Annotated in this window: 19 protein-coding genes and 1 pseudogene; 12 read left to right on the top strand and 8 right to left on the bottom strand. The window is 61.3% G+C overall.

Going from position 1 to position 25,016, the window contains the following annotated elements:
• The coding region (locus CE491_RS03645) for a DUF1543 domain-containing protein (protein WP_199884971.1) at window positions 1–285 on the top strand (285 nt) is incomplete at its 5' end.
• A gap of 118 nt (window positions 286–403) precedes the next feature.
• Window positions 404–619 (top strand): hypothetical protein, encoded by a 216-nt coding sequence (locus CE491_RS03640; protein ID WP_110947000.1) that lies wholly within the window; start codon window positions 404–406, stop codon window positions 617–619.
• A gap of 111 nt (window positions 620–730) precedes the next feature.
• Here CE491_RS03640 and CE491_RS03635 read toward each other — a convergent pair whose 3' ends face one another.
• Window positions 731–1,249, bottom strand: coding sequence for a DUF4142 domain-containing protein (locus tag CE491_RS03635; RefSeq protein WP_110946999.1), 519 nt, complete (start codon window positions 1,247–1,249; stop codon window positions 731–733).
• A 715-nt stretch (window positions 1,250–1,964) separates the two neighbouring features.
• Between CE491_RS03635 and CE491_RS03625 the strand changes: the two genes are divergently transcribed.
• The 4 genes from CE491_RS03625 to CE491_RS03610 all read left to right on the top strand — a co-directional run bounded on the left by CE491_RS03625 (window position 1,965) and on the right by CE491_RS03610 (window position 5,605).
• A complete protein-coding gene (locus CE491_RS03625) occupies window positions 1,965–3,104 on the top strand; it encodes a glutathione-independent formaldehyde dehydrogenase (RefSeq protein WP_110946997.1) in 1,140 nt (379 codons plus the stop codon).
• 121 nt (window positions 3,105–3,225) lie between these two features.
• A complete protein-coding gene (locus tag CE491_RS03620) occupies window positions 3,226–4,326 on the top strand; it encodes an alpha/beta hydrolase (protein ID WP_234407502.1) in 1,101 nt (366 codons plus the stop codon).
• Between the two features lie 125 nt (window positions 4,327–4,451).
• Entirely contained in the window at window positions 4,452–4,883 is a 432-nt protein-coding gene (locus CE491_RS03615; protein ID WP_110946996.1) for an HhH-GDP family DNA glycosylase, read from the top strand.
• The gene (locus CE491_RS03610; protein WP_234407501.1) at window positions 4,880–5,605 is read left to right on the top strand and encodes a DUF72 domain-containing protein; all 726 of its coding nucleotides are present in this window, start codon (window positions 4,880–4,882) and stop codon (window positions 5,603–5,605) included. Before CE491_RS03615 ends, CE491_RS03610 begins: the two co-directional genes overlap by 4 nt.
• A 99-nt stretch (window positions 5,606–5,704) precedes the next feature.
• Here CE491_RS03610 and CE491_RS30625 read toward each other — a convergent pair.
• Window positions 5,705–6,077: pseudogene (locus CE491_RS30625) on the bottom strand (sorbosone dehydrogenase family protein); the annotation flags it as partial.
• A gap of 133 nt (window positions 6,078–6,210) precedes the next feature.
• On the opposite strand from CE491_RS30625, the gene CE491_RS03600 reads away from it, so the two are divergent.
• The 3 genes from CE491_RS03600 to CE491_RS03585 all read left to right on the top strand — a co-directional run bounded on the left by CE491_RS03600 (window position 6,211) and on the right by CE491_RS03585 (window position 10,313).
• Window positions 6,211–6,882: a hypothetical protein gene (locus CE491_RS03600; protein WP_199884969.1), complete on the top strand. Its 672-nt coding sequence runs from the start codon at window positions 6,211–6,213 to the stop codon at window positions 6,880–6,882.
• Between the two features lie 137 nt (window positions 6,883–7,019).
• Window positions 7,020–7,577: a PACE efflux transporter gene (locus CE491_RS03595; RefSeq protein WP_234407500.1), complete on the top strand. Its 558-nt coding sequence runs from the start codon at window positions 7,020–7,022 to the stop codon at window positions 7,575–7,577.
• A 324-nt stretch (window positions 7,578–7,901) separates the two neighbouring features.
• Entirely contained in the window at window positions 7,902–10,313 is a 2,412-nt protein-coding gene (locus CE491_RS03585; protein WP_110946991.1) for a membrane-bound PQQ-dependent dehydrogenase, glucose/quinate/shikimate family, read from the top strand.
• A gap of 130 nt (window positions 10,314–10,443) precedes the next feature.
• Here the strand turns inward: CE491_RS03585 and CE491_RS03580 are convergent, their stop codons facing one another.
• Complete coding sequence (locus CE491_RS03580) at window positions 10,444–11,520, bottom strand: GlxA family transcriptional regulator (protein WP_110946990.1); 1,077 nt, start codon at window positions 11,518–11,520, stop codon at window positions 10,444–10,446.
• 46 nt (window positions 11,521–11,566) lie between these two features.
• Here CE491_RS03580 and CE491_RS03575 point away from each other — a divergent pair, with 46 nt between their 5' ends.
• The 3 genes from CE491_RS03575 to CE491_RS03565 all read left to right on the top strand — a co-directional run bounded on the left by CE491_RS03575 (window position 11,567) and on the right by CE491_RS03565 (window position 16,134).
• Window positions 11,567–12,550 carry an ABC transporter substrate-binding protein gene (locus CE491_RS03575; protein ID WP_110946989.1) on the top strand — a complete coding sequence of 328 codons (984 nt, stop codon included), beginning with the start codon at window positions 11,567–11,569 and terminating at the stop codon, window positions 12,548–12,550.
• A gap of 65 nt (window positions 12,551–12,615) precedes the next feature.
• Window positions 12,616–13,734 carry an aryl-sulfate sulfotransferase gene (locus CE491_RS03570; protein ID WP_110946988.1) on the top strand — a complete coding sequence of 373 codons (1,119 nt, stop codon included), beginning with the start codon at window positions 12,616–12,618 and terminating at the stop codon, window positions 13,732–13,734.
• A 99-nt stretch (window positions 13,735–13,833) separates the two neighbouring features.
• On the top strand, window positions 13,834–16,134 hold the full coding sequence (locus CE491_RS03565; RefSeq protein ID WP_110946987.1) for a TonB-dependent receptor: 2,301 nt from the start codon (window positions 13,834–13,836) through the stop codon (window positions 16,132–16,134).
• 39 nt (window positions 16,135–16,173) lie between these two features.
• On the opposite strand, the gene CE491_RS03560 is transcribed toward CE491_RS03565, so the two are convergent.
• From CE491_RS03560 to CE491_RS03540, 5 genes are all read right to left on the bottom strand, one after another.
• Complete coding sequence (locus tag CE491_RS03560; protein ID WP_110946986.1) at window positions 16,174–19,329, bottom strand: multidrug efflux RND transporter permease subunit; 3,156 nt, start codon at window positions 19,327–19,329, stop codon at window positions 16,174–16,176.
• Between the two features lie 7 nt (window positions 19,330–19,336).
• Window positions 19,337–20,479, bottom strand: a complete 1,143-nt coding sequence (locus CE491_RS03555) for an efflux RND transporter periplasmic adaptor subunit (RefSeq protein WP_110946985.1) — start codon at window positions 20,477–20,479, stop codon at window positions 19,337–19,339.
• Between the two features lie 163 nt (window positions 20,480–20,642).
• A complete protein-coding gene (locus CE491_RS03550; RefSeq protein WP_110946984.1) occupies window positions 20,643–22,382 on the bottom strand; it encodes an ABC transporter ATP-binding protein in 1,740 nt (579 codons plus the stop codon).
• Window positions 22,382–23,329, bottom strand: a complete 948-nt coding sequence (locus tag CE491_RS03545) for an acetamidase/formamidase family protein (RefSeq protein WP_110946983.1) — start codon at window positions 23,327–23,329, stop codon at window positions 22,382–22,384. The genes CE491_RS03550 and CE491_RS03545 overlap by 1 nt, the downstream gene beginning before the upstream one ends.
• A 72-nt stretch (window positions 23,330–23,401) precedes the next feature.
• A complete protein-coding gene (locus CE491_RS03540; RefSeq protein ID WP_110946982.1) occupies window positions 23,402–25,009 on the bottom strand; it encodes an ABC transporter substrate-binding protein in 1,608 nt (535 codons plus the stop codon).
• Window positions 25,010–25,016: the final 7 nt, after the last annotated feature.

The raw sequence follows: 25,016 nt of genomic DNA, 5'->3' as shown, positions 1-25,016 counted from the left end.
AACCGCCTGTACTTCATCAATCTGGGCGGCTATGAGGCGCAGGTATTCGGTGAAGCCCATCATTACCTGCTGGTGGTGGCCCGAAACAAACGGGAGGCGACCGCCAAGGGCAAGCGCCATATGTTGAATCAGTGGACTAAGGCCCATACCGATGGGGTGCTGGACATCGACGATTGCCTGCCGATCGACGAAGTAAGTGGTCGATTCGTCCATCTGGTCGAAGGGCCGCACAACGGCGTGACGCAGGAAAACGACTACATCGTTATCCCTCCCCGAGCCATTTGACGCTTGGCTGGAACCATCGTGCCACTACGATCTCCAAGCTGGTGGGTGGCATTGTGCCCCACGACGCCAGCTCAGGAAGGGTTTCTGGCACTCGCAAATCGGCGCCTGAGGGAAACTTATGCAAAATACTTCTGCCACGACGACGCTCCTGCATAACCTTCTAAAGAACCAGCATGCAATCACCGACGCATTGTCAAAGCTTGCAGACTGGGTGGAAGAAGGAGAAAACCAGGACCGCATCGCCGTTGCCAGATCGGTCCGGGAATCCGTGCAGAGCGTGCACGACAGCCGGCGTATTATCGGTCAGTGCATCAGCGAACTGATGAGCGGATAACTGTGGTTTATCGATGATGATCTTGCACTGTGATAGCCCGGTTTACCGGCGGTTGACGATCTTTAGAACGTCGCCGGTAAACCCTACCGCTACCTCAAGCTTCAGCGCGATTTACTGCTTGGCAGCATCGCCGCCGTGAGCTTTTGCCAACGCCTGAGCCTTGTCCAGATGTGCTTTCAAATCAGGCAGAGTCTTCGTAGCGAATGCTTTCAAGTCAGCATCCTTGCCATTGGCCGCTTCATCCTCGAACAGGGCGATGGTCGCCTCGTGTGCCTTGACCTGGTTGTTGGCGTAGGCCTGATCGAACGACTTGGAACTGCGCAACTCAAGGATCATGGATTTCGCTTTGTCCATCAGTTGCTGGTTGTCCGAGACCTTGAGCTTCTTGCTGTCGGCGATGGATTTGAGTTCTGCGTTTGCCGCGGTGTGATCCTTGACCATCATCTTGGCGAATGCTTTGACGTCTGCAGAGCTGCCTTTTTCTTCGGCCAACTTACCAGCCTCGACTTCCGCCACACCTTTGGCAGACGCATCTTCGACGAAGTCGTCATTGCTCTGGGCCGCAAAGGCGCCATGGCAGGCCAGGGAAAAAACTGCTGCAAGCGTGATAGTGCGAACTGTATGAGCCATTTCATTATTCCTTGTTGTTTAGAGCACCACGACACTCGTATGCCCGTATTCTTTCTGATGAAGCTGCGCGCTGAACGTTCAGCGTTTTTACGATGCTGAAAAGTTGTTCGACTGAGACTTAACGTTTGGTAGCGCTTCGAAAAAATACATGGAATTGCCCAACGCTTTGAGAGTCCACTCTCGAATACAAGCACTAATGAAAACAAGAAGGTGTGCCTTATGAGTTGTTTGATTTGCGCAGGGCCTGCGCAACAGCTTCCTTCGATTGCAGACTGGGAAGAGCGTAAGTGCTCGGAATGCGGTCACTACAGGATTTCGGAAACACTGATCCTGGCACTGATGGAGCAAGGCCAGATATTCGATGTGCCCAAGGCCCGGGCCTGGCTGGCAGTCCAGCAGTCAAATGCTGTCGTTCCTCACATTGAAACGGCGGATGGGCTGCTCGTCATCTTGAACGAGTGAGCGTCGCAATATGCCTGCCAAGACTGTCTGGCTGAACTTGCACCATTGAGCCGTTCGGCGACGGCGGCGATGCGTCAGCGAAAAAAAGGATCGTGCAGTGCGCGTTTAATTCAACGCGTTTGATCTGAACGCTGGAAAAATACCGCTCGTCTGGCGGTTGTTTAAAACGTTGAGCGTATAGCGCAACGCACCGGACAGATATCTCGTAAGCAGACGAAAAACTACCTCAACGTCTCTAGAACGGGAGAGTCCAATGAAAGCCATCGTTTATAACGGACCGCGCGACGTCAGCGTACAAAATGTCCCCGATGCCAGAATTGAAAAGCCAACCGACGCAGTCGTTCGCGTCACCACCACTAATATCTGTGGTTCCGATCTACACATGTACGAAGGCCGTACCTCGATGGAAACGGGCCGCGTATTCGGTCACGAAAATCTCGGGGAAGTCATCGAAGTCGGCGCTGGCGTCGATCGCATCAAGGTCGGTGATCGCGTTTGCCTGCCGTTCAATATCGGCTGCGGTTTTTGCGAAAACTGCGAGAAGGGGCTGACCGGCTTCTGTCTTACCGCCAATCCGGGGAGTGCCGGGGCTGCCTACGGATTCGCCGACATGGGGCCGTATCAGGGTGGGCAAGCCGAGCTGCTGCGCGTTCCGTATGCCGACTTCAATTGCCTGGTGCTGCCCGAAGACGCCCAGGAGAAAGAAAACGACTACGTGATGCTCTCCGACATCTTCCCGACCGGTTGGCATGCCACTGAACTCGCCGGTCTGATGCCCGGCGAAAGCATCGCGATTTACGGCGCCGGTCCTGTTGGCCTCATGGCTGCCCACGCCGCGATGATCAAGGGCGCGTCGCAGGTATTCGTGGTCGACAACCATCCTGACCGTTTGAAACTCGCGGCCAAGTTGGGCGCCACACCGATCAACTCGCTGGAAAAAGAGGCAATTGACCAGATCCTCAATCTCACCAACGGCAAAGGTACCGATCGCGGCTGCGAATGTGTGGGTTACCAGTGCTGCGACAAGCATGGGCATGAGGCGAACCATCTGACCATGAATAACCTGGTGGCCTCAACCAAGGCTACCGGCGGCATAGGGGTCGTGGGTGTGTTCGTGCCGCAGGATCCGGGCGCGAAAAACGAGCTGGCAAAGGAGGGCAAGATGGCCTTTGACTTCGGCACCTTCTGGTTCAAGGGCCAACAGATTCGAACCGGCCAGGCCAACGTCAAGGCTTACAACCGCCGCTTGGCCGAACTGATCCACCATGATCGGGCCAAGCCTTCGCAGATCATCTCCCATAGCCTGAAACTGGCTGAGGGGCCGGACGCGTACAAACATTTCGACGCTCGTGACGAGGGCTGGACCAAGGTCATTCTCAAGCCAGCGGCCTGAAGCATTTGGCCACAAGGCGCCTGGCCGGAAGGTTGGAGACGCCGGACAACAACCAAAAAAGTAAGGCCTGCGCACAACGGCAACTGTGCGCAGGTCTGCCAATGCGCCTGAGGAATAAATAATGTTAACGATCCATCGTACTAAATGGCTGTGGGCGGTCTCCGCCGTTGGGGTTGTGGCGATGCTGCACGGTTGTGCGCGCGATCCGGAAAAACACTCGGTTTCCGAGCTGGCGGTCAGCGGCACCAAGAGCATGCTGCGCACCGATTCCGATATGCAGAAAGTGCTGAACAAGTTCGCCAGTTTCGACGCCAAGGCTATAGAAAAGACCACGCCGGCCGAAGCGCGTCAGCAACCGACCATGGCCGATGCCGTGAAAGGCGTACTGGCTGACCAGAAACGTGACAGCACGCCGAGCGCTCTGGTGCCGGGCGTCACTTCTCGCGACACCACCGTACCAGGCGCAGCAGGCTCGATGCCCGCCACGGTCTATACCCCGGACGGCGCTGGGCCGTTCCCGGTCGTGCTGTACTTCCACGGCGGTGGTTGGGTAATTGCCGACCGCAAAGTGTATGACGGCGGCGCTCGCGGCCTTTCGAAACAGGCCAATGCGGTGGTGATTTCGGTCGACTATCGCCTGGCGCCCGAGAACAAATTCCCTGCGGCCCACGACGATGCCCTCGCGGCCTATCGCTGGCTGACCACCAACGCGACTTCGGTCAACGGCGATCCGAAACGCCTGGCGCTGGCCGGTGAAAGCGCAGGGGGGAACCTGGCCGTGGCCACCGCTGTCGCCGCTCACAAGGCGGGCCTCACCGCGCCGAAGCATGTGCTGTCGGTGTATCCGGTGGCGCAGTCCAACACCGATACCGAGTCGTATCTGAAATACGCCGACGCGATGCCGTTGAACCGTCCGATGATGCTCTGGTTCATCGCGCAGGTGACCAAGACTGCGGAGGATGCCAAGGACCCGCGGATCGATCTGGTCCACGCCGATCTGCAGGGATTGGCGCCGGTGACGATCATCAATGCCGAGATCGACCCATTGCGCGATGACGGCGCACAGCTGGAGACGGCGCTGCGTAGTGCGGGTGTCAGCGTCGAACGCCAGGTGTATTCAGGTGTGACTCACGAATTCTTTGGCACGGCTGCCGTCGTACAGAAGGCGCAGCAAGCCCAGGAATACGCGGGCCAGCGCCTAAAGGCCGACCTGTCGAAATAAGCCTGATCTGCTCGCACGCGCTTTGATGTTCAAGGACGTGCGCAAAGGCAGAGCTCTGCGCCGGTTCATCGAGCCGGCGCTTTGCATTTGGGCGAACCAGATATTGCTGACTATGGAAAATGAACATGAACGCAACCATCGGTTCCGCTGACCTGAACATTCATCTTGCCGCTGACGATGACCACGCTTTGTTCAAATGGTTGGTCGCCAGCTTTTTGATGGGCAAACGCATTCAAGGCGAAATCGCCGCCGACGCCTATCGGGTGATCGTGGAAAAACATCAGCGCGACACCTCCCGCAAACTCGCGTCCTGCACCCATCGGGAGCTGGTGAAAATGCTGGGCGAGGCGCGCTATACACGCTACGACGAATCCACTGCTGAGCGCCTGTTGAAACTGAGCGAGAAGCTGAACGCCGAGTACGCAGGGAAGGTGACGCACGTGCGCAAGCTCAGCGAAAACAAGGCTGAATTCGAGAAGCGCCTGAAAGCATTCGAAGGTGTCGGGCCCAAAACCGTCGAAATTTTCATGCGCGATGCGGCCGGAGTGCTGTTTTGAATGCGCGGCAGCTGTATATCGGCTGCGCGGGATGGAAGCTCGGCCGTGAATACGGGGAGGGATTCCAGGCGCAGGGCACGCATCTGGAACGCTACGCTTCGCGCCTCACGGCTGTCGAAATCAACAGTTCTTTCTATCGACCTCATCGACCCTCGACATACGCCAAATGGGCAGCGGCCGTGGGGCCCGCGTTTCGCTTTTCAGTGAAGATGCCCAAGTCGATCACCCACGAAAATCGTCTACAGAATTGTTCGCCGTTGCTGGATACGTTTCTCGCTGAGTGCACGGCCCTGAACAGCACGCTGGGCTGCCTGCTGGTACAACTGCCGCCATCCCTGCAATTCGATGCGCGCATTGCCGGGGATTTCCTTGAAGCCCTCAGGGCTCGTTATTCCGGGCAGGTAGTGATTGAGCCGCGCCACGAATCCTGGGTATCCGCGCAAGCGATGCTGGTGGATTTGCAAATCGCCCAGGCTGCGGTCGATCCGGGGCGTCTCAGTGGCGACGAGGCCCCAAGCGGATGGCCGGGATTTCGTTACTGGCGCCTGCATGGTTCGCCACGTATTTACTACAGCGCTTACGAGACTGACTGGCTGGAGCAACTGGCGAGGAAAATGGAGGCGACGATGGCCGATGGCGTGCCGACCTGGTGCATTTTCGATAACACTGCCCGCGATGCCGCATTGGGCAACGCGCTCTTCATGCAGACGCTGCTGACGTAGGCCTCGCGATCCGGGCGCCCAGCTTCGCTGTGATTCTTGCGGGCTTACGGGTCTTGAGCTCGCTGCATGCCGATGAGCCGAGGAGCCGTTGTGTGTGAGTCATTTATTACGCGTTACATGCACACGGTGTTCGACAGATCGTCGGCAATGATCAGCGCGCCAGGAGGGGTTCCCGTGATACCCGCAGGTCAGCCACGCGTCTTGCCGTCGACGCCGCGAAGGGCTGTGGCAAATTCAACCGGCTCGCTCGCCGCTCGAACTTTGTTGAACGGCACGAAGATCACGTTGTAAGCGACGGGGTGTCGCGGTTTCAGCTGCCATGCTCGCCGACAAATACCCCCATGGCCGAGAGCGAGAAATCAATGCCCAGTGCCGCGACGTGAGCGTCCAGGCTGTAAGCCGGTTTGATGGGGCGACTCGTTGCGCATTGTGCGGTCGCACCGGTGTCGACGTTCTGGCTCCAATGGCTGAACGCCGGCCGTAAACGCACTATCAATTCGCCCAATAATGGTAATTTGTGAAAAAAACGTGATTTTCTCGTGAAAACAGCGTTAGCTCACGTGGGTCTTTTTACCTCCCAGACGGGGGACCTGTTGGAGCTTATGTTGGAAACTATTCAAAACGACTTGAAAACCGCTTCCTTTGGCGTCTTGCTGCGCCTGGCGTTGATCGGAATCGCGTTCGGCATGATCTGGTTGGACATTGCCGTGTTCAAGACCGAAATCCTTGAAATATCATTCACCGAAATCACACAGGAAATAATGCTCTTCGTCTGCGCATTACTGTTCTGGCTGGCGCCGGGCTCTGTGCAGCAACAGGGTTTCAGGGTTCTTGCAGGCGGTTTCTTCGCCTGTCTGCTGATGCGGGAACTCGATGGCCTGTTCGACCCCATCAGTCACAGCGCATGGTGTTGGCCGTTCAGCATCATCGCGCTGATATGCATTGCAGTGGGCGTCAAAAGCAGTAATCGCAGCAACACCTTTGAGGCATTGGCCGCCTTCGCGCGAACACCGTCTTTTGGAGCCCTGTCCACCGGGCTGGGTGTGTTGGTGTTTTCCCGGATTTTCGGGATGGGCGCGTTGTGGCATCTGATTCTCAACGATGGCTACGCCCGCCTGGCCAAAACCACCGTCGAGGAGGGTATCGAACTGCTCGCCTATTCAATGTGGCTGGCCGCTTCGATCGAGTACTTCCTGCTGCAGCGAGCCGCGCAGACTCGTAAAACCGAAGCACCGCGTCTGCTGCGCGAAAATGCGTTGCAAGCTCGCCAACGATAACGGACAACAGCCTCTGGCGCGGGCAGCTGCGCAGGACTTGATGCCGTAGCGAGCCGCTCATGACGGCGAGCATGTGCGATCTGCAGCCTCGCGATTGACTCAGCCCTTGTTGGCAACGGGGGCTGCGGATCCATGTCATGCGCCTTGCGCAGCAGTTGGAACCGCGTCCAGCGTTCGTTCTATGTCTCTCCTTATACTGGCCGAATGGTCAGTTTTTGGTCATAGTGCTCGGCCCTTACAGAGAGCTGCACGAGGCATTGGAAATGCAAGGCGTCAAACGCAAGTTGGTTTTTGTCACCTCTTTCGAGTTGATCGCTGTTTTGTTCAATACCCTCATCCTTACCGCGCTCGGCCACGACACAAGCCTTTCCAGTGGGCTGGCGGTGGCCAGTTCAACCGTAGCGATGCTCTGGAATCTGTGTTGGAACAGTGCATTCGAGTATTGGGAAGCACGCCGTGCCGATCGCACTCGCACACTGTTTCGCAGGGCACTGCATGCCGTAGGGTTTGAGCTGGGCCTGCTTGGCATGCTGGTTCCGCTGTTCGCTTATTCGCTTCAGATCGCGTTATTGGACGCCCTGGCTTTGAACGTGGGGCTGGTGGTGTTCTTCCTCATCTACACCTTCATGTTCAACCTGATCTTCGACAAGCTTTTTGGGCTGCCTTTGTCGGCTCGGCAGGCGCCTCAAGGGTAATCGGTAGCGCGCGCCACGCTGCGCACCTGGAGTCAACTTCCTGTCTCCAAGCGGCCAGTGAACAGAGAGTTATCTACCCAATGGTAGCCAGTCTCCCCCTTCAGGATCGCGCAGGCGTCGGGCGCGAAGTCAACCCGTAGCGCCACGTGATGCGCGTTGCCAGTCTGTTTCCCGAAAACGCATTGATGCGGCCGAACCTCACGGCCCGCAAAAAATGTCGCCTGAAATACGCCGAACTGTCGCGCGGTTCGCACAGTCCACAGGATTGCGCTTTGAGCAGAAGCCACTGACAGCGAGTGATCGCCCTTAGGCGTTGGGGGAGACATGAAGGTATTCAATCGAGCCACTCCGGTGGTGTCCGGTGCGCTAATAGCGTTGGCCGGGCTGGTCTTTCTATGCGGAGGGATCTGGCTGGCGATCCTTCATGGCACGGCGTATTACGCCATCGCCGGCGCTGGCCTGTTGCTTGTCGGGATCGGCCTGATCAAAGGCCGACGCTGGTCGCTTTGGCTGTATGCCGTGATCTGGCTGGGTACGCTGGTCTGGGCCGTCAGCGAAGGCGGGCTGGATGTCTGGGCACTTGAACCCCGTCTGATGCTGCCGACCTTGCTGGGCTTTTATCTGCTGGTGCCAAGGGTTCGGCGCAGGCTGGGTTCGGGCGCGCAGATTTCATCGGCTGGCAACGTTGTCATGCCTGTCTTGGGATTGGCCTTGGTGGGAGCACTGTTCTTTGCCCATGCCTGGCCACATGCGCAGGCCGAGGCGGCTGTGGTGAGTCCATCGACCGATCACTCGGTCAACGATAACGACTGGGATTACTACGGCCGAACGGCGCGTGGCGAGCGTTGGTCGCCACTGACCCAGATCGATCGGCAGAATGTCGACAAGCTGCAGCCTGCCTGGGAGAACCGCACGGGCGACGTGGCGCGCTCCGGGGAAAACAAGAATGGCTACGAATTCAACTTCGAGGTGACGCCGATCAAGGTCGGCGACACCCTCTACATCTGCACTCCGCACAGCCAGGTGATTGCGCTGGACGCGGTATCCGGCAAGGAACGCTGGCGCTTCGATCCGAAACCCGAAACCTCCAATAATGCCTATCTGGCCTGTCGCGGCGTGGCGTTCTATCAGATGCCGGGCGATCAAGGAGTGACGGCGGGAGGAGCGTGTCGCCAACGCATCATCGCCCCTGTCGCGGACGCCCGGTTGGTCGCGCTCGATGCGGCCACTGGCAAGCCGTGCGCGGATTTCGGCGAGCAGGGTTTTGTCTCGTTGCGCCAGTATCTGGGCAACGTGCCCAAGGGCTTTCACTTCGTGACCTCGCCGCCTCTGGTGGCCGGCAATCGGGTGATTCTGGGTGGCTGGATTTACGACGGGCAGAAAACCAATGAACCGTCCGGCGCTGTGCGCGCGTTCGATCCGGTGACGGGCAAGATCGTCTGGGCCTGGGATGTCGGGCGTCCGGGTGACCCGGTGGCGCATCCCGGCCCTGATGAGAACTTCACTTCGGGAACGCCCAATGCCTGGGGCGTGTACACCGCCGATGTCGAGCGGGGGCTGGTGTATCTGCCAACCGGCAATGCGGTGCCGGATTACTACGGCGCCCACCGTCGTCCGTTCGATGAGAAGTACTCAAGCTCGGTGGTGGCGCTGAGTATCGAGACCGGCGAGCCGCGTTGGACCTTTCAGACGCTGCACCATGACCTGTGGGACATGGACGTGCCCATCGGCCCGACATTGGTGGATCTGCAGGACAGCAACGGCGCTCCGCTGCCGGCACTGGTGCAGACGACCAAGCGCGGTGAATTGTTCCTGCTCAACCGGGAAACCGGCAAGCCGATCGCACAGGTCGACGAGAAGCCTGCGCCGCAGGGTGGCCTGGCTGAAGATCCGCCCTCGGCGACCCAACCTTATTCGGTGGGCATGCCGTCCTTCGCGCCGCCGCAGATCGAAGAAAAAGACACCTGGGGTGTGACGCCGATCGACCAGATGCTGTGCCGCATCGAATTTCGCCAGCTCGATTACAAAGGTGCCTTCACGCCGTTTTCGCTGAGCCGGAAAACCCTCGTGTACCCGGCATTCGACGGGGTGATCGACTGGCACGGCGCCTCGGTCGACCCGGAACGGCAGCGCCTCTATGCCAACCTGAGCTACATCCCGTTTGTCGCGCAGACTTACACCCGTGCGGACGCCGAAGCCAAAGGCCTGGTGCAACCCTGGGATGGCACGGGACAACCGCCGCGGCCGAAGGAATTCGCGATCAATCCGCAGTACGGCACGCCCTACGTGGTCAAGGTGGATCCGTGGCTCGGCGTCCTTGGCGCACCGTGCAAGGCGCCGCCGTGGGGTCAGCTGGCGGCAGTCGATCTGCGCACTCGTTCGCTGGTCTGGAAGTACGACGTCGGCACCACCCGCGACATGGGCCCACTTGGCTTGCATGCCAACCTGCCGTTTCCCACTGGTATCTTCAACATCGGTGGCAACATCACCACCCGCTCGGGGCTGATATTCATGGGCGCGACCGCCGACAACTACCTGCGCGCGTTCAATGCCCAGGACGGCAGCGAAATCTGGCGAGCGCGGTTACCCGCAGGAGGGCAGGCGACACCCATGACTTATCTGGGCAAGGACGGCCGCCAGTATGTCGTGATCGCATCGGGTGGCCATGGCGGCCTGCAGACCAAGTCTGGAGACTATGTGGAAGCCTTCGCGTTGCCCAAAGGGACGGCACAGTAATGGCGAATCGGTCGTCTACGCATACCTTGGGGTATTGGCAGAGGGGGTAGAAGGCCGAGTTGACCGAATGCCTGTGAAGCCGAACTTCTGGGGCGCAATGGCGTGTTGTCGCGGTCGCCGCCGCAAGCCTTCAGATGGCGAAGCGATAGCCCGTCTGCCCCGAGACCGGTAACGCAACGACGCCTTGGAGGCGATAGTGCGCGGGGCTGGTGCCGAGGTGTTTTTGAAAAGCGCGGCGCATACGTTCCTCGCGGCCAAATCCGACGGTCTGTGCAATTCGTTTGATCGGCTCGCTGGTGGTTTCCAGCAATCGACATGCAGCTTCCAGGCGCAGAGCCTCCACGGCGCGGGCCGGTGTGTCGCCCGTGGCGGCTACATAAGCGCGGGCGAAATGGCGCGGACTCATGCCGAACTCTTGCGCCAGGCGTTCTACGCGCAGGTCTTCGTTCAGATGGGTTGCGATCCAGGCGTGGAGTCTGGCCAGGCGCGCGCGAGGGTCGGTGCTCAAGGCCTTGGATTGAGCCTGCAATGAGGCACTGAGCTGGGGTTGTTCTGCCGAGCGCCAGATGAACACCGTAAAGTAGCGCGCCAGCGTCAATGCGGCTTGCGGCCCCAGATCCTGCTCAACCAGACCCAACGCCAGATCGATGCCCGCAGCTGCGCCGCCGCAGGTCCACAGGTTGCCGTCATTGAGATAGAGGGCGTCCTGCTGGCAGTGAACGCCGGGGTACAGCGCTTGCATTTGTTCGATGAACTTCCAGTGGGTCACCACGTTGCGTCCTTCCAGCAACCCCGCCGCAGCCAGCGCGAATGAGCCTGTACCTATCGAGCAGAGGCGCCGAGTGGTTCGAGCGCGTTGTCGCAGCCAGTGGCAGACGTGCGCATCGACTTCCAGTGACGCCACCCCCGGGCCCCCCACCACGACCAGGGTATCGATGCGCGGCGTGTGTTCATCGAGCCACGCAAGCGAGCGTGTCATCACCTCGATACCCGAGACCGACTCCACCAGCCCGCCGAAGGGCGAGGCCATGAGCAAGCGATAGGGCGGATGACTGGCGAAGCGTCCGCCCAGCACCCGCGGTATGGCGCCGAACACTTCCAGAGGACCGCTACCGTTGAGCAGCAATGCGTCAGGGAAGGTCAGTACCACCACCGTGCTGACGTCAGGCATGGCAGCAAAAGAGGGGCGTTTGGCATGGTGCTGCAAGACGGGGCTCCACATACTCGGTTCAACACACAATGAGATCTCGACAATGCCGTCAATTTCACGGGCTGCCAAGCGTCTTGAAGCCTTATCTCTGCTTCGCGGTCTGCTGGCCTGCACAGTGCTATTTCTGATCCAGGGTGTCTCGGCGGCGCAAGGGCTGCAGGTGGGCGACCAGAGCGGTCTGGTGCAGGCTTTGCTGCATGCCGCGGATGAGGACCGCACGGCGGACTATTCATTGACCTGGCATCCGTTTCCAGCCGGCCCGGCACTGCTCGAAGCGATCAGCGCGGGCGCGGTGGACGTGGGCGTGGTGGGCAATGCGCCGCCGGTGTTCGCTCAGGCAGGCGGCTTTGCCATCAGCATTATTGGCGTGGCCGATGGCGCGCAGAACAACAACGCGCTGCTGGTCCCGGAGGACTCCGGCGTGCGCAGTGTCGCTGAACTCAAGGGCAAACGCGTCGCTGTGGCCAAGGGCTCCAGTGGCCATTACCTGCTCCTTGCGGCGCTGTGGCAGGCCGGGCTGAGTGCGCGCGACGTGGACGTGGTTTACGTGAGTCCGGTAGACGCTCAAAACGCCTTCGCCAGCGGCCATCTGGACGCCTGGGCCGTGTGGTACCCCTTCGTCGGTCAGGCTGTTGCCCGTGGCGCCCGAATCTTGCTGGATGGCAGCGCGTGGCCGGAGACCGGGCTCAACTTCACCGTCGCCAGCAGCCAGGCGCTTGCCGATCCTCAACGTGCCGGGCAGTTGGCCGACCTGTTGGCCCGCTTGGCCCGCGCTCAGGCCTGGGCCACGGCGCATCCGGTCGAGTGGGCGCAGGCCCTGGCCGCTACCACTCGGCTGCCCCTATCGTTGGTGCAGGAGATGGTCAGCCATCAGAGCCTGCGGTACGTGCCCATCAGCCCCGCGGTCATCACGCTGCAGCAGCGCCTGGCCGACGCCTTCGCCGAGGCGCACCTGATACCGCGAACGGTGCAGGTAGAGGCGATATTCGATCCACGCTTCAACGGAGCGCTGCCGCCGCTCCATTGATTTCCAACCCTTCATTCGCCATGCCGCCATGTGTCGGCACGGCATCACTCGCCTGGAGAAAAGCCATGCCACGCCTGGACAGCACCACCCTCAGACGCCAAAAGACCGGTCTTATCGCCGTCGATCACGACCGCAGCGCTGGTGGCTACACCTTGTTCGCGCCGCAGACCGCCAATGGTCAGGTGTTCCTCATCGACCTTGACGGCGAAGTTGTGCATCGCTGGAAGCTGCCCCAGCGCCCCGGTCGCGATGCCGTTCTGCTCGCCAACGGCAACCTGGGCTACAACGGCAATCATCCCGACGCTGAGCAGCTGTTTGCAGGCTGGTCGGTGTGGCATGGCGGCGCCTTCAGTGAAGTGACGCCCGAGGGCGAAGTGGTCTGGGAACATACCGATTTGCTTCACCACCACGACGCACAGTGGCTGGAAAACGGCCATCTGCTGTACACCACGGTGGAGCCATTGAGCCCTGAACTGGCCAGCCGGGTCGTCGGGGGTATTCCTGGCAGCGAGGCTGCGGGCGGCGTCATTTATGCCGACGTGGTCAAGGAAGTCGATCGCCAGGGGCAAACCGTTTGGGAGTGGCGCAGTTGGGAGCACCTGCGCCCTGAAGACTACCCGCTGCACGCGACTTTCGAACGTTATCACTGGCCGATGACCAACGCTGTCACGCCAGGACGCGACGGCAAAGTCATTCTCAGCCTGCGCAGTGTCTCCTCGGTGATCGCGGTCCAGCGCGGCAATGGCCAGGTGCTTTGGCGCCTGGGTCATGACCTGGTGGCCCAGCAGCATTGTCCGAGCGAGCTGGACGACGGGCGAATTCTGGTCTTCGACAACGGGATCTTCCGTCCGAACGTGGCCATGCCGTTCTCGCGCATTCTGGAAATCGACCCCCTGACCCAGCGCATCGAATGGCAGTACGCCGACACTCCGGGCTACGCCTTCTTCACCCCGTTCATGGGCGGGGCGCAACGACTGCATAACGGCAACACGCTGGTCACCGAGGCCAATTTCGGGCGTCTGTTCGAAATCACTCGAGCGGGCGAGGTGGTGTGGGAGTACGTCAATCCTCATTTCGCCGCGTACCCGGATGCTCCTTCACGCCAATACCTGCCCGGCGAAAACAACGGGATTTTCCGCGCACACCGGTACCAGCGTCATGACATCCCCTGGCTGCGTGACTGATCACGCCGCTTTCTTCCGACCATAGAGATCACGCTTACGCCAGCCACGCGCAGCGACGAATCGACTCATCACACAGAGCGTTGGCTCTAAGGAAACTTGATGAATCTGCATTATTCGCGCTGCCTGTCGGCCAGCGCATTGAGCCTGTTTTCATTGCTGCCGGTAACACCGGTAAACGCCAGCGAGCTTGCGCCTTCGTCCGATACCCAACTGCAACCGGTGACCGTCGAGGCACGCCGGCGCAGCGAAGACGCCCAGCAGGTCCCGACAGCCATGACCGTGATCGAGGGTCAGGCACTGGAGGCGCAGCGGCTGTACCGTCTGCAGGATTTACAACAGGCGATGCCCAGCCTGGGCGTGGCCTTCATGAACCCGCGACAGGCGAGTCTGTCGATCCGAGGGCTGGGCAACAACCCGGCCAGTGACGGCTTGGAAGGCAGCGCAGGCATTTATCTGGATAACGTGTATCTCGGCAGGCCGGGCATGGCGGTGTTCGACTTGCTCGACATCGAGCAGATGGAGTTGCTGCGTGGCCCGCAGGGCACGTTGTTCGGCAAGAACACCACCGCCGGGGTGCTCAACATCACCACCCGGCCGCCCAGCTTCACGGCGCAGGGCAGTGTTGCCAGTTCGCTGGGCGAGGATGGTTATGTGCAGAACCGGGCAAGCTTTTCCGGACCCTTGAGCGACACCCTGGCCGGACGGATCGCCGCGTACCGCACCCATGAAAACGGCTATGTCGAAAATCAGTACAACGGCAATACCCTGGGTGGCGGCATGCGCCAGGGGGTACGTGGGCAACTGCTGTTCAAACCCAATGAAGATTTCAACCTGCGCTGGCTGGCCGATTACAACGAAGAGGACTCCAGCGCCGGCACCCGTTCGCTGTTCAGCACGGGACCGACCATCAACGGCGTCAACCGCTACGAGCAGCGCGCTGCAGACGTGGGCGCTCGTCTGGTGACCGGCCGGCGGGTCAATCTGGACGCCGACCAGAACGTCAAGGTCTACCAGGGGGGCACTTCGCTGGAAGCCAACTGGACCTTGCCCAACGACTTCACGTTGACGTCGATCACAGCCTACCGCTGGTGGGACTTCACCCCGCACAACGACGATGAGCTGAACGTCGATGTGATGCAAAATGTCGGGCAGTCGGCGCGCGACAAGCAATACTCCCAGGAGCTGAGACTGGCGTCGCCACTGGGCGAGCACTTCGATTATGTGCTGGGTGCCTACTATTTCCGGCAGCAGATGGATAACTCGGTCTTCACTTATTACGGGCCTCTTGCCGACACGTGGAACGGCACACCGCAAGGGGCGCTGAACAACGTCAGCAGCATCGGCAACGGCAGCGTCGACACGGACAGTTTCGCGCTCTTCGGCCAGGGTACCTGGCACCTCACACCGAAGCTGGACTTCAGCCTGGGCCTTCGCGGCACCTACGAGCGAAAGCAGGCAAGCGTCACCCGCGATGCACCGATCGGCGGCGCGACCGTCAGCGGTTCGGCAGCGGCGGTTCGCGCCAGTCGGACAGGTGCATACGACTCCGGCGACCTGAGCCTCTACAGCTTCAGCCCTTCGCTGCTGGCCAGCCTGGCGTGGCACATTGACGAGCGCACGCTGGGCTATGCGTCACTGTCCCATGGCGAAAAATCCGGCGGGGTCAACCTCAGCGTGGCCAGCGCGCCGGTGGCGGGTGCCGATTCGCTGTTGATCGGCAGCGAGCGAGCCAACGACGCGGAGATCGGGGTCAAGACCACCTTGCTCGACCAGCGCCTGCTGCTCAACGCCAACCTGTTCTGGACCGTCGTGCACGGCTACCAGACCAACGCCTACGACGACGCCAACCTGACCAGCTACCTGACCAATGCCGGCACCGTGCGCAGTCGAGGCCTGGAGCTGGACAGCACCTTTCGCGCCAGTCGCGGCCTGACGCTCAACCTCAACGGTTCCTGGAATGACGTGCGCTACCTGTCCTATGACGATGCTCCATGTCCTGCCGAAGTGGCCCTGCGGCCGGGTGCTCCGGCGTCCTGCGACCTGAGCGGACACGCCGTGGTCGGGGCATCCAAATGGATCGCCAACGCCAGCGCCAACTATCAATGGAATCTGGACAATGGACTGCAGCCGTACCTGACGGGCAACTATGCCTGGCGCTCCCATGCAGTCGGCACGGTCGATGATTCGCGCGAGGCCCGTGTGCCGGGTTATGGATTGGTCAACGTGTCCGCCGGCCTGCGCGGCGACTGGGCAACAGGCGGATGGGATGTGTCGCTGTGGTTGAAGAACGCGTTGGACAAGACTTACTACACCACGCTCTGGAACTCGCCCAACGGCGCCTACACCGGGGTGCTGGGGACGCCGCGCACGTTGGGCATGACCGCGCGCTACGATTTCTGATCCCGGCGCGAAGCCCGGCGTTCTGAACAGAACGAGCCCTTATCGTTCGGCGCCGGATGTTGCAGGTCCGGTGCTGAGCAGGGCATCGTCAGGCGGCGAAACGTTGCTGATGGATGTGTTTCGCCAGGGCGCGATCAGACTGTGCAGCAGCGGGACGAAGTACAGGGTCAGCAGCGTGGCGCTGAGGGTGCCGCCGAACACCGCCGTGCCGATGGCTCTCTGGCTCGCTGATCCCGGCCCGCTCGCCAGCACCAGCGGCAACACGCCGAACATGAAGGCCAGCGAGGTCATGACGATCGGCCGTAGACGCATTCTCGCGGCATCCAGTATCGCCTGCCGGGTGCTGCGCCCTTCGCTCATCAACGTCTGCGCCACCTCGACGATAAGGATCGCGTTCTTGGCGCACAGGCCGATGATGGTGATGACACCTACCTTGAAATACAGGTCATTGGGCAACCCGCGTGCGGTACTCGCCAGCAGCGTGCCGAGCACACCCAGGGGAATGGCCAGGACGACGGTCAGCGGTACCGACCAGCTTTCATAAAGCGCCGCCAGACACAGGAACACGATCAGGATCGAAAGGCCGAACAGTATCGGCACCTGCTGCCCGGAAGCGTGCTCCTGCCAGGATTGGCCGGCCCACTCATAGCCGATGCCGGTCGGTAATTGCGCGGCCAGCTGCGCGAGTCGTTCCATGGCCTGTGTCGTGCTGTAGCCGGGGGCAGGGGTGCCGCTGATGGCCAGCGAAGGGAACCCGTTGTAGTGATCGACGCTCAATGCGCCTCGTGTCCATTTCAGGCTGACGAATGAGCTCAACGGGACCATATCGCCGCGCTGGTTGCGCACTCGCGCCTCAAGCAGACTGTCCGGCAGCTGACGGTCGTCGCTTCGGGCCTGGACCAGAATCCGCCGCACCTGATTGTCGAGAATGAAGTCGCCCAGATACTGCGAGCCGTAGAGGGTTTCCAGAGTCTGGTTGATCTGCGCGACGTCGACACCCATGCTCTGCGCCTTGAGCCGATCGATGCTGACACGCAATTGCGGCGCGTCGTCCTGACCGGAGAACTCGACACTGGCCAGCGCCGGGTCCGTGCCGGCCAGTTTGAGCAAATGATCTTTGGCGGCCATCAGCGCGGCGTGTCCGAGACCGGCGCGGTCCTGCAGTTGCATTTCCACACCGGCGGAGGTGCCCAGGCTATTGATCGGTGGGGGCCGCAGTCCTTTGATCAGTGCATCGGGCTGGCTGGAGGCGCCATGTTTGAAGCGGGCATCGAAGCGCGCCAGAATCGCAGCCATCTGTTGGTCAGGCTCGGTGCGTTGGGACCAGGGAATCATGGTCGGCCATACCATCGCCGCGTTTTCGCCGTCGCCAAAATAGCTGAAGCCCTGCACCGCGAAGATGCTGGCGATATTGGCGTCATGGCGCATATAGTCCTGAACTTCTTCAACGACCGCTCGCGTCGCGCCTTGAGTCGAGCCGGTCGGCAGCAGGATCACCGCTGAAAAACGGCCCTCGTCCTCGTTAGGCAGGAAGCCTCCGGGCAACTGCATGAACAGCAACACCACGCCGGCCAGGAGCGCGCCATACAGCCCCATATAGCGTAGGGGACGACTGAGAATGCGCTTCAACGCTCGTCCGTAGGCGGCGTAAAAACGCTGACTCAACACGGCGGCCTTGTCCTGTGCAACCGGCTTTTTGTGAGGCTTGAGCAGGCTGACGCACAAGGCAGGAGTGAGCGTCAGCGCCAGCCAGGCCGATAACGCCATCGGCACCGCCAGCGCCACGGTGAACTGTCGATAGATCGCACCGACTGCACCATTGAGGAACGCCATCGGCAGGAACACCGCTGTCAGCACTACGGTGATGGCAACGATGGCCCCGCTGATCTGGCTCATCGCCTTGAGGGTCGCCTCCCGCGGCGGTAACTGCTCTTGCTGCATGATGCGTTCGACGTTTTCCACCACCACGATAGCGTCATCCACCAGGATGCCGATCGCCAGCACCATGCCGAACATGGTCAGGACGTTGATGGAAAAACCCAGCGCCCACATCACCGCGCACGTACCGCTCAGCGCGATCGGCACCACCAGGGTCGGGATCAATGTCGCTCGCAGGCTGCGCAGGAACACCCACATCACCAGAAAGACCAGCACCATGGCTTCGATCAGGGTGTAGCCGACCTTCTGCATCGACAGTTTGACGAACGCGGAATTGTCGAAGGACGTCTGTAAATGCATGCCCGCAGGAAGCTGCGCCGACAGCGTCGCCAGCGTGGCCTTGACCTCGTCGGTGGCGGCCAGCGCGTTGGCGCCGGGCGCGAGCCTCACCGACATGGCGGCCGTAGGTTTGCCTTCCAGAAACGCCGGGTAGGAATAGTTGCTCGCGCCGAGTTCGACCCGCGCCACGTCCGCCACTCGCAACGCCGAGCCATTGCTGTTAACGCGCAAGGGGATGTCAGCGAACGCCTCGGGCGTATCGAGGTTTTCCTCCACCGACAACGGCGCGGTGAGGGCGGTATTGGGCGAGCTCGGCGCGGCGCCGAACGAGCCTAGTGGAATACGTTCGTTACGCTGGCTGACGGCGGTCACCAGCTCGTTGGTGGTGATGCCCAGCGCTGTCAGCTTGTGAACATCGGGCCAGATACGCATGGCATATTCAGGGCTCCACAGGTTCACCGAGCCGACGCCGGTGACCCGCAGCAGCGCCGGTCGCACCAGGCTGGTGGCAAGCTCGCCGAGCTGAATGTCGTTCACGTCCGGGTTGTCGGCGCTCAGCGTGACGTAGAGCAGCGGGCTCTGGCTGCTCTGTTCGACCTGGATACCCTGACGCCGTACGCTTTCCGGCAGGCGCTCTTCGACGCGCTTGATCCGGTTCTGCACTTCGACGGCCGCCAGCTTGGTACTGGTACCTGGAATGAGCAACACGTCGATTTCGACGTGGCCCTCGGTGCTGCTGGAGTTGAACGACAACAAGCCGGGAATGCCACTGAGTTCTCGCTCGATGACAGAGGTGACGGTACGCTCGGCGACCTGGGGCGAGGCACCAGGATAAAAGGCTTCGATGCCGATACGCGGTGGCGAGACATTGGGGTAGCGTTCGACCGCCAGATCCGTCAGCGCAAAAGCACCGCTGAGAAACAGCAGAATCGCCAACACCCAGGCCATGACCGGGCGATCAATGAAAAATGCTGACATGCTGTCCTTATCGCTGGCTGATAGCCGCCGGTTCCGCTGCTTCCTTTATTTGCACAGGCTGCCCGTCCTTCAATGCGCTGCCCCCCAGAATCACGCGCTCCCCCCCGCTAAGACCGGAGTCCACACGCCATTGCCTGGTCTCGAGGTGGTCGGCCTGAACGTAGACCTGGTGCGCGATACCGTCCCGCACCACCATGACATAGGCGCCTTTTTCCGCTCGGCCCAATGCCTGTTGCGGAATCAGAATCCCCTTGTTCGGGTTCGCACGCTCAAGCTCGACCTGCACGTACATGCCTGGCAGCAGAAGATGATCGGGGTTGTTGAATACGGCGCGAAGCGCCACGGTGTCGGTTTGCGGGTCGAGCGCCGAGTCGGAAAAGTCCAGCGTTCCGCAGAGGCTGTAACGGCTGCCATCGCTCAGCACGATGCTGACGGCCTGTACCGTGGCGTCGTCGGGGTGCGCCAGATGTGCTTTGCGCAGGGCCAGGTAATCGGAACCCGGTTGGGCGAACTCCACATAGATCGGATCGATCTGCTCGACGTTGGTCAACAGCGTGCCTTCGTCCTGTCCGACCATTGACCCTTCGCTGACCAACGCCTTGCGCGCGCGGCCCGCGATGGGTGAGGTGACGGTCGCGTAGTCCAGTTGCAGTCGTGCGGAGCGCACTTTCGCCAGCGCCAGTTGCTCCATCGCGCGTGCCTGTTTCTCGGCGAAAAAATCCTTGCGGTACTGCTGCATGCTGACCGAATGGTCGTCCACCAACTGTTTGGATCGACGCGCGATATCCGTTGCCGCCTCGGCGGCCGCCGCCGCTTGCGCATGCTCGGCTTCGGCGGACGCCAGCTCGACATTCAACTGGGCCGGATCGATACGGAACAGCAATTGCCCTGCCTTCACATCCTCGCCTTCGGTGTAGGCGCGTTTGTGCACGATGCCCTGCACACGGGCGCGAACCTGAGCGCTGCGGTAGGCAATCGTGCGCCCGGTCAGGCGCAGAGTCCGTGACTGTGTCGAGGGCGTGGCAGTGGCGACTTCCACCACCGGCACGGCAGGTGGAGCGGTCGTTTCGGGCTCGCGACAACCTGCCAGAAGTGCGCTGGTGGCTATCGCCAGTGCTGCCGTCCATGGTGCGAAAGAAGCGATTTGCATCGGGGTCCTTGATTGAAGGTGCAGGGCACAGCGAGTGTGTATACAGCGTGTGGACGCGCCAATTTAGCGGGCAATCGGGAAAATACCATAGATCGAATAAGCATAGGCTTACGCACTTTTGACGGGCCCACAGCCATATCGGTGCGCCATGGGGGCGCGAAACTCACTCCAACGCCACCCAGTGATCGCGCGCCACCGCAGTGAATCGCTGGGCAGGCGCGACGAAGCCGGCTTGCTTGATCGGGTCGGGGCGTTCCAGATCCTTGAGCAGACTCTTGAAGTCCCGGCGTCGACCGACCTGGGGCACTGGCACCGCGGCGAGCAGGCGCTGGGTGTAGGGGTGCTGGGGATTGTGCAGGACCTGATCTCGTGCGCCGATCTCGACGATGCGGCCGCCGTACATCACCGCGACCCGATGGCAGATTCGCTCGACCACCGCCATGTCATGAGAAATGAACAGGTAGCTCAAACCGTGCTCGCTGCGCAGTCGTTCGAGCAGGTCCAGTACCTGCGCCTGAACCGAAACATCCAGCGCGGACACCGACTCGTCGGCAATGATTACCTTGGGATTGAGCGCAAGGGCGCGGGCGATGCAGATTCGCTGGCGCTGGCCGCCGGAAAACTGGTGTGGATAGCGTTCCAGCGTTTCGGCGGGCAGATCAACCTGCTGCAGCAGTTGTGCGACACGCTCGCGGCGTTGGGGCTCAGGCATGCGGTCGTGGATCAACAACGGCTCGCCCACCAGATCGAATACGGTCTTGCGCGGGTTGAGAGCGGCGTAGGGGTCCTGAAACACCATCTGCACGTCACGCCGCACCCGTTGCAGTGCGTCGCCTTGCAGCCCGTTGAGTTCCTGCCCCAGCAGCTTGACGCTGCCCTGATAGCTCAGCATGTTCATCAACGCCTTGCCGGTGGTGGATTTGCCGCAGCCGCTTTCGCCCACCAGGCCCAGTGTTTCGCCCTGACGCAGCTCGAAATTCACGCCTTCAACGGCATGCACCGTGCGCGGCGTTTCGAACCAGCCCTGGCGCATGGCGAAGCGCACGGTGAGGTCCTGAACCGCCAGCACCACCGGCGGCTCGCCCAATGCCGCGGGGGGCGGCGTGCTGCCCAGTACGGGCACGGCCGCCAGCAGTTTGCGCGTGTACGGCGCCTGGGGCGCGGTGAAGATCTGATGCAAGGTGCCGCGCTCTTCCATGCGGCCCTGATTCATCACCACCACTTCGTCGGCCATTTCCGCGACCACGCCCATGTCATGGGTGATCAGCAACAGGCTGGTGGCGAACTGTTGCTGCAACTCGCGCATCAGTTCGAGAATCTGCGCCTGAATGGTCACGTCCAGCGCCGTGGTCGGTTCATCGGCGATCAGCACCTGCGGCTGGCACAGCATGGCCATCGCGATCATCACCCGCTGGCGCATGCCACCGGACAACTCGTGCGGGTACTGCGTCAGCCGCTTGTCGACCTGCGGCATGCGCACGGCGTCGAGCATGGCCCGGCAGCGTTGGCGGACCTGATCGCGGCTAAGCGCCTCATGCCGACGCAACGTCTCGGCCAGTTGCTGGCCCACGGTCAGCAGCGGGTTGAGGGAGGTCATCGGCTCCTGAAAGATCATGCCGATGCGCTTGCCGCGCAACGCCTGCATTTCACGTTCCGGCAGGCTCAGCAGGTCGCGGCCACCGAACAGGATCGCGCCACTCGCAACGCTCGCCGCCTTGGGCAGCAAACCCATGATCGCCAGTGACGACAGCGACTTGCCGCTGCCCGATTCGCCAGCAATGCACAGGGTACGGCCCGGGTGCAGTGCGAAGCTCAGTTCGTCGACCACTCGCCGACGCGATGCACCGCCGCCGACATCGATGCTCAGTCGTTCCACCAACAGGCTGGGCTGGTCGTTAGGCATCAGTTCAATACCACCTTTGGAAAGTAGAACGACACCACCCAGTTGGGCAGGTCGACGATCTCGCTGATGCGCAGGTCGCCACACACCGAACACAGCATGTAAGCCTGCTCGGCGGGCATCCCGTGCTCTCGACATAGCCAGTCGATGGTGTTGGCGACGGCCTGGCGAGCGGCCTGCATCAGGTCCGGCCCGATACCGGTGAAGGCTTCGTAGCCCGCGCTGTCAAGATGCCGGGTCACCGGGCCCGGGGTGCTGAAACGCGGCGTTGCCAGCGGCGTCTGCTTGATCAGGTCGAGCTTGACCACCACATCCATCGCGCTTTCGATCGCCGTGCCACAGACCTCGCCATCGCCTTGCGCGGCGTGGGTGTCGCCGATGGAAAACAAGGCGCCTGCGACTTCCACCGGCAGGTACAACACGCTGCCGGCGGCCAGGTCACGGATGTCCAGGTTGCCGCCCACACGCCGCGGCGGCACGATCGAATGCAGCCCGGCCTCGGCCGGCGCCACGCCGATGGTGCCGGCGAACGGCTTGAGCGGCACCTTTGCGAACTCGCCGAAGGCTGCGGGGGCAAGGGTCTGCGTGTCGTAGTGCCAGAGGGCCAGGGCTGGTGTCTGGAACTGGTCGGCCAGCAGACCGAAACCGGGGATGTTGGCGGTCCAGCCGAAGCCGCCGGGCTTGAAGCTGTCCAGAGTGATCTTGAGTACGTCGCCGGGTTCGGCGCCTTCCACGTAGATCGGGCCGGTTACGGGGTTGATCCGGTCGAAGGGCATCGCGCTGACATCGGTCACCTGCGACTGGGCAGTGAAATAGCCGTTGGACGAGTCCCGGCAGCTCATCTGCAAGGTGGTGCCGGGCGCAACGCGCTCGACCGGGGTGAAGCTGTGATCCCAGCCGAAGTGGCTGTTGACGCTGTGAATCGTCTTGACCAGGCAGTTCTGGCACATGGGTGGGTTCCTCATTGCAATGGGGGCGACGGCCTGTTGCGCAGCGATTGCCCGGAGCAGGCCACGGCGTGATCACTTCACCCAGATATAGTCATAGTTGACCGGCACATGCACTGGGTCGACATACAGCGCATCGTCGCCGCCCAAACGCTTGGAGCGCACGGTGAAGCGTTGCTCGTTGAAGATCGGCACCCAGGGAGCATCGGCCATCGCGTCGGTGAAGATCTTCTTCCAGGCTTCGGTGCGTTCAGCCTGCTGCTCCGGACGCGCCATTGCGTCGGCCTTGGCTGCGCGCTCATCCAGCGCCTTGTTGCAGTACAGCGCCCAGTTCCAGCCGCCCTCTACCGCGCCGCTGCAGCCGAGGATCGGCCCGTAGAAGTTCGACGGATCCGGGAAGTCGGCGATCCAGGCCATACCGCCCGACCACACCATGGGCGCCTGATCCTTCGAGCTGCCGGCGGCGATCACGTTGGCCTGGGCCAGGGATTTGATCTGCACCCGAATGCCCACCTTGGCCAGGTCTTGCTGAATGGACTGGGCAATACGTGGCTGCGGGTCGGTGTTCATCACGTAGAGTTCGGTGTCGAAGCCCTTGGCCAGGCCGGCGTCGGCGAGCAGCTTCTTCGCGCCTTCGACGTCATAGGCGAACCCCTTGTATTGCGTGTCATAACCCGGCATCGCCGGTGGCAACGGCTGATTGGCCGGCACCGCACGGCCGTTGATGATGCGCACGATGCGCTCTTTGCTGATCGCCATGTTGATGGCCTGCCGAACCTTGAGGTTGTCGAACGGCGGCAGAGTGGTCTTCAGCGTCACGTAGCCGGTCTGCAACTGATTGCCGGTGACCAGCAACTGCTTGGACGCCGGGTCATTCTTGAACTGCAAAAATTGCGCGGGTGGCACGCCGTCGCCCGCGATATCGACCTCACCCTTGTTCAGGCGCAGCAGCGCCACCGTGGGGTCCTGGCCGATTTCGAAGGTGATCTTGTCGACGTAGGGCAGGCCTTTCTGGAAGTAGTTGGGGTTTTTCACCAGTTCGAGCTTTTGCCCCAGTTTCCACTCGCCCAGGCTGAACGCGCCGCTGCCCACCGGGTGTTTGCCGAAGTCGGCGCCCCATTGATCGACCGCTTCTTTGGGCACCACCGAGGCGAAGTTGATGGCCATGATGTGCAGGAAAGTGGCGTTCGGCGCACTGAGGGTGATGGTCAGGTGTTGGTCGTCAATGACCTTTATGCCGCTCAGGGTCTGGCTCTTGCCCGCGGTCATGTCTTCATAGCCTGCGATCGAGCTGAAAAATCCGGCGCCTGGGCTTTGGGTTTTGGGATTGACCGTGCGTTCCAGCGAGTATTTGACGTCGCCGGCCACCAGCTCCCGGCCGTTCTGAAACTTCACTCCCTTGACCAGGGTGAAGCTGTAGACCAGGCCGTCGGCCGACACGCTGTAATCCTGCGCCAGGCTCTTGACCAGTTCGGTGGTGCCTGGCTTGTAGTCCATCAAGCGGCCAAACAGGCTTTTGATCATTGACCAGTTCTGCCAGTCATAGCCGATCGCCGGGTCCAGCGTCGCGACATCATTCTGGTAGGTCACTGCCAGATTGCCTCCGCTCTTGGGCGTGTCGGCCCACAGCGGCGTGGTGAACAGCGTGGCCGCCACGGCCAGGGTCAGCGCTTTGACTTTCATTCTTATG

It is taken from the genome of Pseudomonas bohemica, from assembly GCF_002934685.1.
Taxonomy (GTDB): Bacteria; Pseudomonadota; Gammaproteobacteria; order Pseudomonadales; family Pseudomonadaceae; genus Aquipseudomonas; species Aquipseudomonas bohemica.
Note: the sequence above shows the minus strand (reverse complement) of the source record. Positions and strands in the feature narration are given on the sequence as shown.

What these genes read in the sequence shown, in the direction of transcription:
- CE491_RS03640 (WP_110947000.1), top strand. Translation starts at nt 404, where the DNA reads ATGCAAAATACTTCTGCCACGACGACGCTCCTGCATAACCTTCTAAAG.
- CE491_RS03635 (WP_110946999.1), bottom strand. Translation starts at nt 1,249, where the DNA reads ATGGCTCATACAGTTCGCACTATCACGCTTGCAGCAGTTTTTTCCCTG.
- CE491_RS03625 (WP_110946997.1), top strand. Translation starts at nt 1,965, where the DNA reads ATGAAAGCCATCGTTTATAACGGACCGCGCGACGTCAGCGTACAAAAT.
- CE491_RS03620 (WP_234407502.1), top strand. Translation starts at nt 3,226, where the DNA reads ATGTTAACGATCCATCGTACTAAATGGCTGTGGGCGGTCTCCGCCGTT.
- CE491_RS03615 (WP_110946996.1), top strand. Translation starts at nt 4,452, where the DNA reads ATGAACGCAACCATCGGTTCCGCTGACCTGAACATTCATCTTGCCGCT.
- CE491_RS03595 (WP_234407500.1), top strand. Translation starts at nt 7,020, where the DNA reads ATGCGCCTTGCGCAGCAGTTGGAACCGCGTCCAGCGTTCGTTCTATGT.
- CE491_RS03585 (WP_110946991.1), top strand. Translation starts at nt 7,902, where the DNA reads ATGAAGGTATTCAATCGAGCCACTCCGGTGGTGTCCGGTGCGCTAATA.
- CE491_RS03575 (WP_110946989.1), top strand. Translation starts at nt 11,567, where the DNA reads ATGCCGTCAATTTCACGGGCTGCCAAGCGTCTTGAAGCCTTATCTCTG.
- CE491_RS03570 (WP_110946988.1), top strand. Translation starts at nt 12,616, where the DNA reads ATGCCACGCCTGGACAGCACCACCCTCAGACGCCAAAAGACCGGTCTT.
- CE491_RS03565 (WP_110946987.1), top strand. Translation starts at nt 13,834, where the DNA reads ATGAATCTGCATTATTCGCGCTGCCTGTCGGCCAGCGCATTGAGCCTG.
- CE491_RS03560 (WP_110946986.1), bottom strand. Translation starts at nt 19,329, where the DNA reads ATGTCAGCATTTTTCATTGATCGCCCGGTCATGGCCTGGGTGTTGGCG.
- CE491_RS03555 (WP_110946985.1), bottom strand. Translation starts at nt 20,479, where the DNA reads ATGCAAATCGCTTCTTTCGCACCATGGACGGCAGCACTGGCGATAGCC.
- CE491_RS03550 (WP_110946984.1), bottom strand. Translation starts at nt 22,382, where the DNA reads ATGCCTAACGACCAGCCCAGCCTGTTGGTGGAACGACTGAGCATCGAT.
- CE491_RS03545 (WP_110946983.1), bottom strand. Translation starts at nt 23,329, where the DNA reads ATGTGCCAGAACTGCCTGGTCAAGACGATTCACAGCGTCAACAGCCAC.
- CE491_RS03540 (WP_110946982.1), bottom strand. Translation starts at nt 25,009, where the DNA reads ATGAAAGTCAAAGCGCTGACCCTGGCCGTGGCGGCCACGCTGTTCACC.